The 12,815-nt window shown below is 55.8% G+C and carries 13 protein-coding genes; 1 reads left to right on the plus strand and 12 read right to left on the minus strand.

Annotated elements, in window-relative coordinates; genetic code table 11:
* Window positions 1-160: 160 nt before the first annotated feature.
* Entirely contained in the window at window positions 161-1,207 is a 1,047-nt protein-coding gene (gene dctP / locus KF947_RS10415; RefSeq protein ID WP_133732168.1) for a TRAP transporter substrate-binding protein DctP, read from the minus strand.
* A 213-nt stretch (window positions 1,208-1,420) separates the two neighbouring features.
* Entirely contained in the window at window positions 1,421-2,008 is a 588-nt protein-coding gene (locus KF947_RS10420; RefSeq protein WP_223288398.1) for a TIGR02444 family protein, read from the minus strand.
* A 29-nt stretch (window positions 2,009-2,037) separates the two neighbouring features.
* Here KF947_RS10420 and KF947_RS10425 point away from each other — a divergent pair, with 29 nt between their 5' ends.
* Window positions 2,038-4,014 (plus strand): ATP-binding cassette domain-containing protein, encoded by a 1,977-nt coding sequence (locus KF947_RS10425; RefSeq protein ID WP_227406198.1) that lies wholly within the window; start codon window positions 2,038-2,040, stop codon window positions 4,012-4,014.
* Window positions 4,015-4,040: 26 nt separating this feature from the next.
* On the opposite strand, the gene dtd is transcribed toward KF947_RS10425, so the two are convergent.
* The 10 genes from dtd to KF947_RS10475 form a co-directional block, all read right to left on the minus strand.
* Complete coding sequence (dtd, locus tag KF947_RS10430) at window positions 4,041-4,478, minus strand: D-aminoacyl-tRNA deacylase (protein ID WP_223288396.1); 438 nt, start codon at window positions 4,476-4,478, stop codon at window positions 4,041-4,043.
* Between the two features lie 44 nt (window positions 4,479-4,522).
* Window positions 4,523-5,104, minus strand: coding sequence for a chalcone isomerase family protein (locus tag KF947_RS10435; protein WP_223288395.1), 582 nt, complete (start codon window positions 5,102-5,104; stop codon window positions 4,523-4,525).
* Between the two features lie 105 nt (window positions 5,105-5,209).
* The gene (locus KF947_RS10440; protein ID WP_223288394.1) at window positions 5,210-6,055 is read right to left on the minus strand and encodes a universal stress protein; all 846 of its coding nucleotides are present in this window, start codon (window positions 6,053-6,055) and stop codon (window positions 5,210-5,212) included.
* 127 nt (window positions 6,056-6,182) lie between these two features.
* The gene (thiD, locus tag KF947_RS10445; RefSeq protein ID WP_133732174.1) at window positions 6,183-7,013 is read right to left on the minus strand and encodes a bifunctional hydroxymethylpyrimidine kinase/phosphomethylpyrimidine kinase; all 831 of its coding nucleotides are present in this window, start codon (window positions 7,011-7,013) and stop codon (window positions 6,183-6,185) included.
* 137 nt (window positions 7,014-7,150) lie between these two features.
* Window positions 7,151-8,263: a TRAP transporter substrate-binding protein gene (locus KF947_RS10450; protein WP_133732175.1), complete on the minus strand. Its 1,113-nt coding sequence runs from the start codon at window positions 8,261-8,263 to the stop codon at window positions 7,151-7,153.
* Between the two features lie 168 nt (window positions 8,264-8,431).
* Complete coding sequence (locus KF947_RS10455; RefSeq protein ID WP_133732176.1) at window positions 8,432-9,838, minus strand: TRAP transporter large permease; 1,407 nt, start codon at window positions 9,836-9,838, stop codon at window positions 8,432-8,434.
* Window positions 9,838-10,398 (minus strand): TRAP transporter small permease subunit, encoded by a 561-nt coding sequence (locus KF947_RS10460; protein WP_133732177.1) that lies wholly within the window; start codon window positions 10,396-10,398, stop codon window positions 9,838-9,840. The genes KF947_RS10455 and KF947_RS10460 overlap by 1 nt, the downstream gene beginning before the upstream one ends.
* Before the next feature lie 101 nt (window positions 10,399-10,499).
* Window positions 10,500-11,336: an endonuclease/exonuclease/phosphatase family protein gene (locus tag KF947_RS10465; protein ID WP_227406199.1), complete on the minus strand. Its 837-nt coding sequence runs from the start codon at window positions 11,334-11,336 to the stop codon at window positions 10,500-10,502.
* Window positions 11,337-11,338: 2 nt separating this feature from the next.
* Complete coding sequence (locus tag KF947_RS10470) at window positions 11,339-11,971, minus strand: thiol:disulfide interchange protein DsbA/DsbL (protein ID WP_035583663.1); 633 nt, start codon at window positions 11,969-11,971, stop codon at window positions 11,339-11,341.
* A 202-nt stretch (window positions 11,972-12,173) separates the two neighbouring features.
* Window positions 12,174-12,803, minus strand: a complete 630-nt coding sequence (locus tag KF947_RS10475) for a c-type cytochrome (RefSeq protein WP_133732178.1) — start codon at window positions 12,801-12,803, stop codon at window positions 12,174-12,176.
* Window positions 12,804-12,815 lie beyond the last annotated feature (12 nt).

Genomic DNA, 12,815 nt, shown 5'->3' on the forward strand with positions numbered 1-12,815 from the left:
ATGCCGCTGCCGACGGTTCAACGCTAGATGCACGTAACCCAACGACAACATGGTTAGCCCCCAGCCGAGTAGCATCCACCTAACCGCCGCAAAACAAAAAGGGGCAGCCTTTGCTGCCCCTTGTTTAATCAACCATTCGCCAATGCGGCTTTAAGGATGATTACTCGTTGGTTACGGCTTCAAGGTCAGCTTTAAACTGCTCGAGTAGCTCTTCACCATCCTCACCGGTCATTTCCAGGAAGGCTTCTTCAACCTGCGGGGCACGATCACGGAAAGCTTGAATTTGCTCTTCGTCAAGACGTGTTACCGTCACTTCATCAGAGGCTTCCTGAATTTTCGCTAGTGACTCTTCAGCCAGGCCTTTGATATGCTCGATAGTGTGGTCATAAGCGGCTTCAGAGGCTTCCTGTACTAGCTCTTGATCTTCTTCAGACAAACCTTCATAGAAGTCCTGGTTGGCCATCATCGCAGTAGTGAACCAGCCGTGGCCGGTAAAGGTCAGGTGCGGAGACACTTCGTACAAACCGCCAGACTCGATCCAGAAAATCGGGTTCTCTTGACCATCGATAATGCCGGTCTGCAGACCACCATAGACTTCACCCCAAGGCAGCGGGGTTGGCGTCGCACCAAAGGCGTCATAGGTCTCTGTCAGGAGCGGGTTGGTCATGGTACGAATTTTTTTGTTATCCAGCTCCTCCGGCGATGAGAACGGCTCATTGGTTGTAATAACCATTTCGCCTTCAGGATACATCTTCAGCAGCTCTAGGCCTTGCTCGGCGTAAAGCTCAGGGAACATCTCGTTGATGGCCTTACTTTCGTCGAAGAACTCCAGGACGGTTTCTTCGTCAGTCGGCAGCAAGTAAGGAATGAAGAAAATTTGCGCTTCCGGAATAAGCGCCCCGGTAAAACCGGGCGACTGGTTTACAAACTGCAGAATACCGTTCTGGGTCTGCTCCATGATGTCATCAGACTCACCCAGCTCACCAAAGCGGTAAACTTGTACAGTGTGGTCTGAGTTCTCTTCAATATACTCTTTAAAAGCGTAGGCAAAGACGTCTTGAACGTCGCCTTCATACTCTTCGTGAGCGTAGCGCCAGTTATCTGCTTGAGCAGCGGCGCTGAGACCAAACAGCAGTGCACCTACACTGGCCGTGGTCAATAACTTTGTCGTTACAGAACGAGTAGAAACGGATTTGCTTGCCTTCATGCGTTGTTCCCCTTGCAGTGGTAAGCGCGCTGTACGAATGCGCAACGACCTAATTTTGAAAACCCAATTGTCTATATTTAGGTCAGCTCCGCATTTATCAACACGAGCGTGTTATTCGCCAACGGGTATTCGCTTGCAGGACAATGATGCTGTTTATACTGCATGTCAGCGGGCGAATAACGCTAGGTATTTCAAAAACAGCTTAATTTCAGGCTAGCGCGGTACTTGGTGAGGGTCAAGCGGGCAAGTAAGCGTTTGTAGCGTAGGGAGCCATATATTCTGCTCTTCCAAACCGCCGCCAGAGCACTGATCATTTTGGGTAGAAAACAGCTGATTTCGCAACCACTTAGCCGCATCTAACGACATTTCGGCAACGTTCGCCACACGTTGCTCTTCTCCGGAAGCTTCCCATACCCACGCTTGCCAACGTTGAAGGTTCTCACGCTCAGCCATCAACTCCGCCCGTTTAATAGTCTCGCGCAGCGCCGCTATGGACTCGCTTTCCGCCGCAGAGGCTTTTAAATCACGCCGTAACCCGCGCAATATCTCCGTCACATGGCACTGCCAAAGACGTCGCTGCTCACGCTGGCGAGCAACCGCTTTAGGCATGGCTTCCAAGCCACAGGAGTAGAGCCAGCAGTGAAACAGCACTTCGCAAACATCCAGTCCGGCTTTCTCTTGCAGCGTCAGGCAGGCCGCCTCAACGCCGGGCTCGGCGTAGAGCGCCAGTGCAAAATCCCACAAGGGTGTCTGCTGTAGGCGCTGCAATCGGGTAGAATCAAGCGTAATAGAATCTCGCATCAAATGACCCACTTTCTTCGGGAGAAGGCATGATCGCACTGCGCCAAGTCGCCCTGCAACGCGGCACGCAAACGCTACTCGACAACGCGGACGTTACCCTTAATAACGGGGTAAAGGCCGGGATTATCGGGGCAAACGGCGCCGGTAAATCGAGCCTATTCAAACTCCTGCTCGGCGAACTTGCGCCCGACCAGGGCGAGGTAGAGATGAGCGGCGGCCAGCGCATTGCGCATATGGCTCAGGAAGTTGACGCCCTCGACCGCCCGATTATTGAGTATGTACTCGATGGCGACTTGGCGCTACGCCAAGCAGAAGCTGACCTACTGGCCGCCCGTGAAGCAGGGGAAGCCCACCGCGAAGCCGAGCTGCACGGCTTGATTGAAACCCTGGATGGCTACCGCGCCGAGTCGCGAGCGGCGCAGCTACTGGTGGGGTTGGGCTTCGTCCAGACTGACCTCGCCCGCCCGCTCTCGGCGTTTTCCGGCGGTTGGCGGATGCGGGTCAACCTTGCTCGTACGCTGTTTATGCCTTCCGATCTACTGCTGCTGGATGAGCCGACCAACCACCTGGATCTAGACGCCCTGCTGTGGCTGGAACAGTGGCTGACCCGCTACCCGGGCACACTGCTGCTGATTTCCCACGACCGCGACTTTTTAGATGCCGTATGTGACCACATCGTGCATATGCACCACCAGACCCTGGATCTTTACCGCGGCAATTACTCTCAGTTTGAGCGCACCCGCGCCGAAAAGCTTGCTCTGCAACAGGCTGAAGCCGCCAAGCAGCAAGCCCGCCGGGAAGAAATCGAGCGTTTTATCGCCCGCTTTAAAGCCAAGGCGACCAAGGCCAAGCAGGCACAAAGCCGGGTAAAAATGCTCGAACGCATGGAAGATATCGCCGTCGCCCATGTGGATTCGCCCTTCCACTTTACGCTACCCGCCGCCGATAAAACCTCGCACCCACTGCTGGTGCTGGATCAGGCCCAGCTCGGCTATCGCGGTAAAAAGGGCGACGGCAGTGACGACAACATCCAACTGGACAAGGTCAACGTCACCCTGCTGCCAGGTAGCCGCATTGGCCTGTTAGGCCCCAACGGGGCGGGTAAGTCGACGCTAATTAAATCGCTCACCGGCGAGCTTGAGTTACTTAACGGCAAGCGCGTGCCCGGCGAGCATTTGGCGATTGGCTACTTTGCTCAGCATCAGCTTGAGAGCCTGGATGTTTCATCGACGCCCTTTGTGCATGTCCAGCGCCTCTCTCCCACCGCCAGCGATCAGGAAATTCGCAACTTTCTGGGTGGCTTTGGCTTTAAGGGCGACGACGCCTTCGGCACAGTCGCCAACTACTCCGGTGGTGAAAAAGCCCGCCTGGCACTGGCACTCGTCGCTTGGCAGAAACCCAACCTGCTACTGCTCGATGAGCCCACCAACCACCTGGACTTAGAGATGCGCGAGGCGCTGACTCAGGCACTGGCAAGCTTCGAAGGCACGGTTATTCTGGTCTCCCACGATCGTCACTTGCTGCGCGCCACGGTCGATGAGTTCTGGCGGGTGGCAGATCACCGTGTCGAGCCCTTCGATGGAGATTTGGAAGATTACCGGGTTTGGCTTAAAGCGCGCCTGGAAGAGAGCCGCCGGGACTCCCGCGGAGAAAAAGCCGAGCGCCAGAACCAGCAGCCTAGCGGCGACAGCCGCGAAGCGCGCAAAGCATCCCGCAAAGCGGCTGCCGAGCTGCGTGAGAAGCTGCGCCCACTGAAAAAGCAGCGCGACCAGGCAGAAAAAGCCATGGAGAAGGCCCAGCAAGAACTCGATAAGGTAGAACAAGTGCTGGCCGACCCAGAGCTCTACACCGACAGCAGCCGCAAAGCCGAACTAACCAAGACACTTGGTCAGCAAGCGGAGATTAAAGCGCGCCTGGATGAGTCAGAAAGGCAGTGGCTGAGCGCCGAAGAGGCGCTGGAGGCAATGGAAGCAGAACTGCTCGCCAGCGAAGAGACGGCTAGCTAGCGGAAAGCGAATACTCAACAACAGGGCTAGCTTTCCAACAAAAACGTTACCGGGCCATCGTTGATTAGCGCCACCTGCATATCAGCGCCAAATTCACCGGTGGCGACATTCGGCCAGGCAGTGCGGGCCTGGGTAACCAGCAAGTTGAATAGCGCTTCGCCCTGGGCTGGCGGAGCGGCGCTGGAGAAGCTGGGCCGCAGCCCCTTACGGGTATCCGCCGCCAGGGTGAACTGAGAGACCAACAGCAAGCCGCCGCTCACCTGCTGCAGGTTATGATTCATCTTGCCGTCGGCGTCGCTGAATACCCGGTAGTGAAGGAGCTTGTGCAGCAGTTTTTCCACGCTAGCCCCGTCATCTTGCTTCTCCACGCCTATCAGCGCCAGCAGTCCACTGTCGATACTGCCAACGACATTACCCTCTACCTCAACGCTGGCGCGCTTCACGCGCTGAATCAGTGCCTTCACAACGCTTCTCCCAGCTAACAAACGGCCATTATAACGACCACTTATTAATTTTTCCCCAGCAGCGCATCGCGAAAATCTTCACCCAAAGGCCGCTCGCCCAGCCAGATACCGAACATGGCGCTCGCCAGCTCTGCGTTACCACCCTCATATAGCGTGTCGCCGTTCAGTGCCAGGCGCAGCGTGTCACCGTCCCAACTCAGCACATAGCGATCTTGCGGCTCGACGTCCTGGTAGCTTCGATTAAAGGCGGTAATATCTACCTCTAACTGCGAATACTCATAAGCGGTGAGGCTCTTCTGAAGGCTTTCTGTGGTGGCTTCAGAGAAGTCAGGGGCGTCGATGGCATGGAAATAAGCAAGCTCCAAGCGCCTTGGAACGTCACTCAACGGCTGTGGCTCGGATTCGCCTGCCTGGTAGTAGGCGCCCGCATAGGCCGTCCAGATCATGTAGCGAAACACGCCGCTACCGATAAGACTATAGCGCTGGCCGTGCTCCTCTACTGTGCGCTCAAACACTTCGCCTTTTTCCGTCACATTGTTGGCCATCGCCCAAGGCGTTAGTGATAGGCCAGCTAACAGCAGTGACCATTGTATGGCGCGCCTAGCCCCTAATAAGCATATAGACATAGAACCTCCTCATGGCAGCATATCTATACATACTGACACACCACATAAAGGTTCCGTACAATATTTATTATTGGCCGTTCACTACTGATTATTAACAGCGCCCGCTTACCAGGCACGGCAGAGCATTAAATCGCAGTGCGGTTCACACAGCAGCATCTCGGTTAGCTGGCTGGCGTGGTGGGGCTGACCGCGACTGCCGATCATCACGAGATCGGGCGTGTGGCGCTTCATATATGCTTGTAGCACATCGCAGGGCGCGCCTTGCTCTAACACCAGCTCCACATCGGGCACCCCATCTAACTCGCGCATCAGGCTCTCGACTTCATTGTTCAACTGCTCGCGCAGGCGCTGCACTTCTTGTTCACGCCAGTGGGCGTAATAGGCCTGCGAACCCAACTCACGCTCGCCGGGTAGCGTCCAGGCGTGCAGCAAGGTCAGCGTGGCTTCAGGGAAGCGAATCAGCGCCTCTTTCAAGGTATGCCGCGCCGTCAGCGAAAAATCGATAGGTACCAGAATATGCTGCCAGGGCTGGGTCGGCTGGTGAGAAGAGACCACCACAGGGCATGGTGCGCTGCGCAGCACGCGCATTGCCGTGGTACCCGCAAGCAGGTCTTTTTGCCCACGCTTGCGATGCATGCCCAGCACAATCAGCTCAGCGTTGCGTTCATGAGCTTCGCGGACGATTTCAACGTGAGGCGAGCCGGTCACGGTCTGGATCAGCGTTTTCGGCGCCTCTAGGGCGTAGTCTTCGCGTAGATCCGTCAACATGGTGGTGATGTCTTCCACTACCGCGCTCTCGACATCCAACAGCACACGTCTGGGTAGGTAAGGATCCAACACGTGCAGCACGTCTAGCTGAACCCCCTGGGCATAGGCCAAACGCAACGCCCGAGCAAAAGCGGCACGATTATCAGCGGAAAGATCGGTGGCAAACAGAATGGTGCGAGGCATGGCGAAACGCTCCTCGGCTGAGCAGCTCAGCCTTACAAGCCGTTAAGCAAACACTCCTTAGCATGGTGCGCAATGTCCATTCCCGCAAGCCAGCTAGCGCCTAAATGCTTCAAGGCAGCTCACCCAATCACCACCAAGCGTGAAAATGGTGCACCGGGCCGCGCCCTTTTCCTACGTTTAAGCGCTCGCTCGCCTCCAGGGCCGCATGTAGCCATTGCTTGGCATCACTGATAGCAGCTACCGGGGCATCCCCTTCGGCATCCACGGGCAGCTTCGCCAGGCAGGCGGCAATCGCTGAGGAGAGTGCACAGCCGGTACCGTGCAAATTGTCGGTATCGATTCGCGAGGCGGGCAACCACTCATGGCCATTGGGGGTTGCCAGCAGGTCTGGGCAGGTTTCCCCGCGCAGATGGCCGCCTTTCAGCACAACATAGGGCGCGCCCAATTGCGTTAACCCCGGCAACATCGCTTCCATGGCGTCTAAACTGGTAGGCGACGGCGTGTCGAGCAGTACCGCGGCTTCTGGCAGATTGGGGGTGATCACATCGGCCAGCGGCACGAGAATATCGCGCACTGCGCGAATGCCGGCGTCATCGACCAGAATATCGCCGCTCTTGGCCACCATCACCGGGTCGAGCACGATCCAGCGTGGGCGCCGCTGACGCAGCACATCGGCTATCACCTCGGCGACCTCGCGACTGGCCACCATGCCAATTTTGACTGCATCTATCGCCACATCATCCAGCAGGTGTTCCAACTGCTCGCGTATCGCCTGGGGCGCGACGGGGTACACCGAGGCCACCCCACAGGTATTCTGGGCAATCACCGCGGTAATCACGTTGGTGCCGTAAACGCCGAGGGCTGAAAAGGTTTTCAGATCCCCCTGCAGCCCGGCGCCCCCCGAAGGATCGGAGCCGGCGATGGTAAGCACATTGCGAAGACGGGAATGGGTAGACATGGGGCTCCTTCACGGCAAAAACGTCACTGTACGCCTAGGATACCCAAGCTGAGCGCCTTATGCTGCCGAAAACGTATATGCCATACACACAAAAGCCGCCCGAAGGCGGCTCGTTAGTGTGCATCAAGCACAGCAAACTATTCCGAGGTGTCACCTTCCGGGTTGCGGGCGTTGTAGTACGCCTGCTCTGAGATGGCGTGGTAATCCTCCACCTTCTCCTGGAATGCTTGATAGGAATCATAGATACGCGTAGCTAGTTCGCTCGATTCGGCCAGCTCGGCGACCACATCTTGCGAGTGCTCACGCGCCTGGGCCAGTACGTCGTCGGGAATGCGGCGTAGCTCGACGTCGTGCTCGTTCACCAGCGTTTCCAACGCATCGTTGTTACGTGCGGTGTACTCATCCAGTACGCTCTGGTTAATGTCGCTAATAGCGGTACGCAGGATCGCCTGCAAATCCGCTGGCAGCTCCGCGAAAGCCTCTTCGTTAACAATGGCCTCGAACATGACCGTGGGCTCGTGCCAGCCTGGATAATAGTAGTAGTCGGCGGCTTGGTGCAGGCCGAAAGCTAGGTCGTTGTAAGGGCCAATCCACTCTGTTGCGTCAATCGCACCAGATTGCAGCGAAGTAAAGATCTCGCCGCCGGGCATATTCACAATCGCGACACCCATGCGACTCATCACTTCGCCACCCAGGCCCGGCATACGCATTTTCAGGCCGTCGAGATCGGCAACCGAGTTGATCTCTTTGTTGTACCAGCCGCCCATCTGGACGCCGGAGGCACCCGCCACCATGACGTCAACGCCAAAGTCATCGTACAGCTCGTTCCACAGCTCCATACCGCCGCCATAGCTTAGCCAGGCGTTCATCTCTTGAGCATTCATCCCAAACGGCACGGCGGCGAAGAACTGTGCGGCAGGCGCTTTGCCCTTCCAGTAGTAGGAAGCGGAGTGGCCTAGTTCAGCGGTACCGTCAGAAACGGCGTCAAATACCTCAAACCCCGGTACCAATTGGCCAGCCCCGAAGACTTCAATGGTCAGGCGACCATCCGACATTTCGTCGACCAGCTGGGAGAGCCGCTCGGGGCCCTGACCAACACCTGGGAAATTTTTCGGCCAGGAGGTGACCATTTTCCAGCGGAACTCGTCCTCTTGCGCCTGTGCTTGGTTATCGAAACTAGAGACCACCAGCAAACTGGCGGAAAGTGCGGTCGTCATGGCGATCGCGACGGGGAGTGTTTTGGCTTTCATACAATAACCCTCTTACTTTCTATTATTACTATTATGAGTAGGAATACTCCGCCAAGCGTAGAACACCAGGCGGTTTGCTACAGGCCATTAACGGCTATTTGCTGCTTTTTAATTAGGTTGCCACTTCTTAACGTTGATAGCAGCGATGCTTTTCAACTAACCCTTTTATTAGCCAAATTGCGCAGGTAGCCACGTTGCTAGCTGCGGGAAAAAGCTCAACATGAGCAACATACCCAGTTGCATTAGGATAAACGGTATAACACCGCGGTAAATAGCCGAAGTAGATACAGACGGCGGCGCTACGCCACGCAGATAGAACAGCGCGAAGCCGAACGGCGGCGTTAAGAACGACGTTTGCAGGTTAATCGCGATCATGATGCCCAGCCAAATCGGGTCAAGGCCCATGGCAAGCAAAATCGGCCCGACAATCGGCACCACCACAAAGGTGATTTCGATAAAGTCGAGAATAAAGCCGAGCAGGAAGATCACCAGCATAACAATGATCGTCGCGCCAACCACCCCACCAGGCATACCCTCGAACAGTTCGGTCACCATGTGTTCGCCGCCGTAAGCACGAAACACTAGCGAAAACAGCGCCGCACCGATCAGGATCAAAAATACCATGGTGGTAACGTGAGTGGTCGAACGCAGCACGTCCTTCAACGTCGCCCAATCGAGCTGACGATAAGCCAACGCCAGCACTAAAGCGCCAAAGGCGCCTACCGCTGAGGCCTCTGTGGGCGTGGCAAAACCACTGAGGATCGAGCCCAGCACTGCCACAATCAGTACCACCGGTGGCACCAACCCTTTGAGCAGCAGCATGCCAATCCCCGAGGTATGACCAAGCTCGGCCATCAACTCTTCACGGTCGGCAGCAGGCGCCATATGCGGACGCAACCATGCCACCATAGCCACATAGATCATGTACATGACGACCAGCAGTAACCCGGGCACCAGTGCGCCCATAAACAGATCGCCCACGGAGACCGTTTTAGGGCTGAAAATCCCCATATCCAGCTGCGCTTGCTGATACGCTGATGACAGCACGTCACCAAGCAGTACCAAGGCAATGGAAGGCGGAATAATCTGCCCCAACGTACCGGTAGCACAGATAGTCCCGGTCGCCAACGAGGTACTGTAGCCACGCTTTAGCATGGTGGGAAGCGACATCAGCCCCATGGTGACCACCGTGGCCCCTACAATACCGGTAGAGGCAGCCATCAGCATGCCCACCAGAGTCACCGAAATACCCAAGCCACCACGCATGGCGCCAAATAGCAGAGCCATGGCATCCAGCAGCGTCTCAGCCACTTTGGATTTTTCCAGCAACACGCCCATCAAGACAAATAGCGGCACCGCCAACAGCGTTTGGTTGGTCATTATGCCGTAGAGTCGGTTAGGCAAGGCGGCAAGATAGCCACTATCAAAGTTGGCGTCGATACCGATGGCTTCCAACCCGAGCCCCATACCGGCAAACAGCAACGCCGTGCCCGCCAGAGACAGCGCTACGGGAAAGCCGAACATCAATACAATACAGATAACGGCAAATAAAATAACTGGCATAAATTCCAGCATCAAACACGCTCCTCAAGATGATTGCCACCGGCAGCAGACGGCACTATCCGCCCGGCCATCACATAGCCATTGCGCACAATTTCAATCACGCCTTGCACGATCATCAAAACGGCAAACAGCGGTATCAAGGTTTTCAGTGCATAGACTGCCGGAATACCGCCGTAGTCGGAGGAGGTTTCCAGAATGCGCCAGGAGTTGGCCACATAGCCCAGACTGGAAGCGATGATAAAGATCATCACTGGAATCAATAGCGTGATAATGCCCACGACATTGATTAACGCCTGGCGGCGCGGTGTCATGCCTCGATAGAAGATGTCCACCCGCACGTGGCCGTCGTGGCGAAACGTATAGGCGGCTGCGAGCATAAACACGCTGGCGTGCATATACATCACTAGTTCTTGCATGAAGATGCTATTCACACTGAAGGCATAGCGAAGCAGTACAATAGCGAACTGAATCAACATCATAATGATGATCAGCCACGCAAGGGTACGCCCGAACCATTCGGAAGCGCGATCCAGCGCACCAATAAAAGCAGGTAGTTGTGTTGTGTCCGACATGGGAGTGTCTCGCGTAAAACGGCTAAGGGGATCAGCGTCCCAGACAATAGCGCATATACGCGGACAATGCAGCGCTCACGGAGTGCACAGCGTGCTTATTATTAAACGCTTGAACGAATTGCCGCTAAACAGGCCTCGGGCAAGGGTAAATCGACAGCAATCGGCAGGTGGTCAGAGAAGAGATGATCCAGCACCCGCACTTCGGCGGCCTCTAACGACTGCGACAACAAGATATGATCCAGCGCATGGCGCGGCTGCCAGGAGGGGTAACTGAGCAAGGGTTTAACCGGGTGCAGCGGTAACGACGCACTAAAACGCTCGTGAGCGTGCAGTTGGTCAGGGGTACAGTTGAGATCCCCCATGACCACCACGTGGCGCAGTGGTTGAATGATGTCGCTTAAGTAGTTGAGCTGACGCACCCGGCCACGGTGGCTTAGCGCCAGGTGGGCAACAAAGATATGCAGCGCATCAGGCCCTTCGCCAAAGCGAGCGTGAATCGCGCCGCGCCCCGGCATTGCACCCGGCAAACGGTGCTCTTCTATTTGGCTGGGTACCAAGCGCGAGAGTAAACCATTACTGTGCTGGGCAATGCGGCCCAGATTGCGATTGAGCTGCTGAACATGATGGGGAAACCCCGCTTTGGCAGCGAGATACTCCACCTGATTGACGCGGCTTGAGCGAAAACTACCGCCGTCGACCTCTTGCAGTCCCACCACGTCAAACTTGCTCAGCACTTCACCCATCACGTCCAGCCGCTTCTGACGACGCGGATTGGGCAATAGGTGCTGCCAGCTGCGCGTAACATAGTGATGATACGCCGAGGTCTGAATGCCAACCTGCAAATTAAAGGTCAGCAAACGCAAATGCCCATCTTCAAACAGCGTCGAGCGTGGGCCATTTATGGCTGTTTCGTCACGCTCCCTAGCTTCACGTAACACGGTTACTCTGCGCGCTCTTCACGCACCTGCTCAACCAACGCTTCAGCGATTTTCGGCATGTTTTCAAGGCTACCGGCTGAGCTCGGCGTCACCAGAAAACGACCATCAATCACCAGGGCAGGCACACCCATTAACTTCATTTTGCGCATACGGTTATTGGCATCATTCACTTCGCTGCGCACACTAAAGTCAGTCAGCGCTTGCTTGGCCTCTTCTTCGCTGACGCCGTAGTTGGCAAAGAAAGCTGCAATCTCATCGGGCTCTGTGAGCGACTGATTTTCCTGGTGGATGGCGTTAAAGAAGTCAGCGTGCAACTCCTCTTCGATGCCCAGCGACTCAGCTGCATAGAATGCTGTAGCGTGGGTATTCCAATCCCCGCCCATGGTGGCAGGCATTTTGACGACACTAACGTCATCGTCCAGAGTCTCGTACCACTCGTTAATCGGCGTTTGCAGGCGATAGCAGTGCGGGCAGCCAAACCAAAATATTTCGGTGACTTCAATTTGCCCGTCGTCAACCTGTGTCTCTACCGGCGATTCAAGCACCTCATAGTGCTGACCTTCCACCACTTCCTGGGCACTCACTGCCGCAGAAAGCCCTAAACCGGCCAGTGCGACCATTACCGTTTTAAACATCGCTCGCGTTTTAGACATTGTAAAAGCTTCTCCATGGGTAAGCGGAAAGTGAGACCGTGAATACATTAGCGGGTTCCCTCAGCTAGCAAACGTTACCAAGAACGTTGCTAGTGAGAACCCGCAAACGGCATAAGGAAGTATTTAGGCTGTCTATGTGTGGTGTTAAACGCTAGGGCTTAAAACGTTAGTTCAAACCCAACACTCAGTTCAAACCCAACACATAGTTAGCCACTGCTTCCATATCGTTGTCGCTCATTTTTGAAGCGATGTCGCCCATGATGTTATTGGGGCTATTGTTACGATCACCTGACGCGAATGCCTGCAGCGTTGAGACCGTGTATTGAGCGTGTTGCCCAGACAAGCCAGGGTAAACGGCGCTGCCGATACCGACGCCCGTGGGAGTATGGCAAGCAGAACAGGCGGGAATACCCTTGGACATATCGCCAGCGCGGTAAAGCTCTTCACCGCGTGCCAGTAGCTCAGCGTCTTCGTCACTGGATTGGCCCAGGTTGGCGTCTTGGCGCGCAAAGTGCGCCGCCACATCCCAAGCGTCCTGGTCAGAGAAGTCATCAACTTGACCGGCCATTTGGGGAACCATGCGGTTGCCATCGCGAATGTCCATAATCTGTTTCGCCAGATAGGACATCTGCTGACCCGCCAGGTTAGGAAAAGCGCCCGATGGGCTAATGCCCTGCTGCCCATGGCAGGCGGCGCAGGTTTGGGCCATTTCCTGGCCAGCGGATGCGTCAGCATCGGCTTGGTAGTCCGTTTGAGCGTGGGCGATGCCAACGGCGCCCATGGTAATTGCTAGGCTTGCCAGTAACTTTCTCATTGCTATTCCACT

Source organism: Halomonas sp. FeN2 (assembly GCF_020595105.1).
Taxonomy (GTDB): domain Bacteria; phylum Pseudomonadota; class Gammaproteobacteria; order Pseudomonadales; family Halomonadaceae; genus Vreelandella; species Vreelandella neptunia.

What these genes read in the sequence shown, in the direction of transcription:
- KF947_RS10420 (WP_223288398.1), bottom strand. Translation starts at nt 2,008, where the DNA reads ATGCGAGATTCTATTACGCTTGATTCTACCCGATTGCAGCGCCTACAG.
- KF947_RS10455 (WP_133732176.1), bottom strand. Translation starts at nt 9,838, where the DNA reads ATGCTGGAATTTATGCCAGTTATTTTATTTGCCGTTATCTGTATTGTA.
- KF947_RS10475 (WP_133732178.1), bottom strand. Translation starts at nt 12,803, where the DNA reads ATGAGAAAGTTACTGGCAAGCCTAGCAATTACCATGGGCGCCGTTGGC.
- KF947_RS10450 (WP_133732175.1), bottom strand. Translation starts at nt 8,263, where the DNA reads ATGAAAGCCAAAACACTCCCCGTCGCGATCGCCATGACGACCGCACTT.
- KF947_RS10440 (WP_223288394.1), bottom strand. Translation starts at nt 6,055, where the DNA reads ATGCCTCGCACCATTCTGTTTGCCACCGATCTTTCCGCTGATAATCGT.
- KF947_RS10425 (WP_227406198.1), top strand. Translation starts at nt 2,038, where the DNA reads ATGATCGCACTGCGCCAAGTCGCCCTGCAACGCGGCACGCAAACGCTA.
- KF947_RS10470 (WP_035583663.1), bottom strand. Translation starts at nt 11,971, where the DNA reads ATGTTTAAAACGGTAATGGTCGCACTGGCCGGTTTAGGGCTTTCTGCG.
- KF947_RS10435 (WP_223288395.1), bottom strand. Translation starts at nt 5,104, where the DNA reads ATGTCTATATGCTTATTAGGGGCTAGGCGCGCCATACAATGGTCACTG.
- dctP (WP_133732168.1), bottom strand. Translation starts at nt 1,207, where the DNA reads ATGAAGGCAAGCAAATCCGTTTCTACTCGTTCTGTAACGACAAAGTTA.
- thiD (WP_133732174.1), bottom strand. Translation starts at nt 7,013, where the DNA reads ATGTCTACCCATTCCCGTCTTCGCAATGTGCTTACCATCGCCGGCTCC.
- KF947_RS10460 (WP_133732177.1), bottom strand. Translation starts at nt 10,398, where the DNA reads ATGTCGGACACAACACAACTACCTGCTTTTATTGGTGCGCTGGATCGC.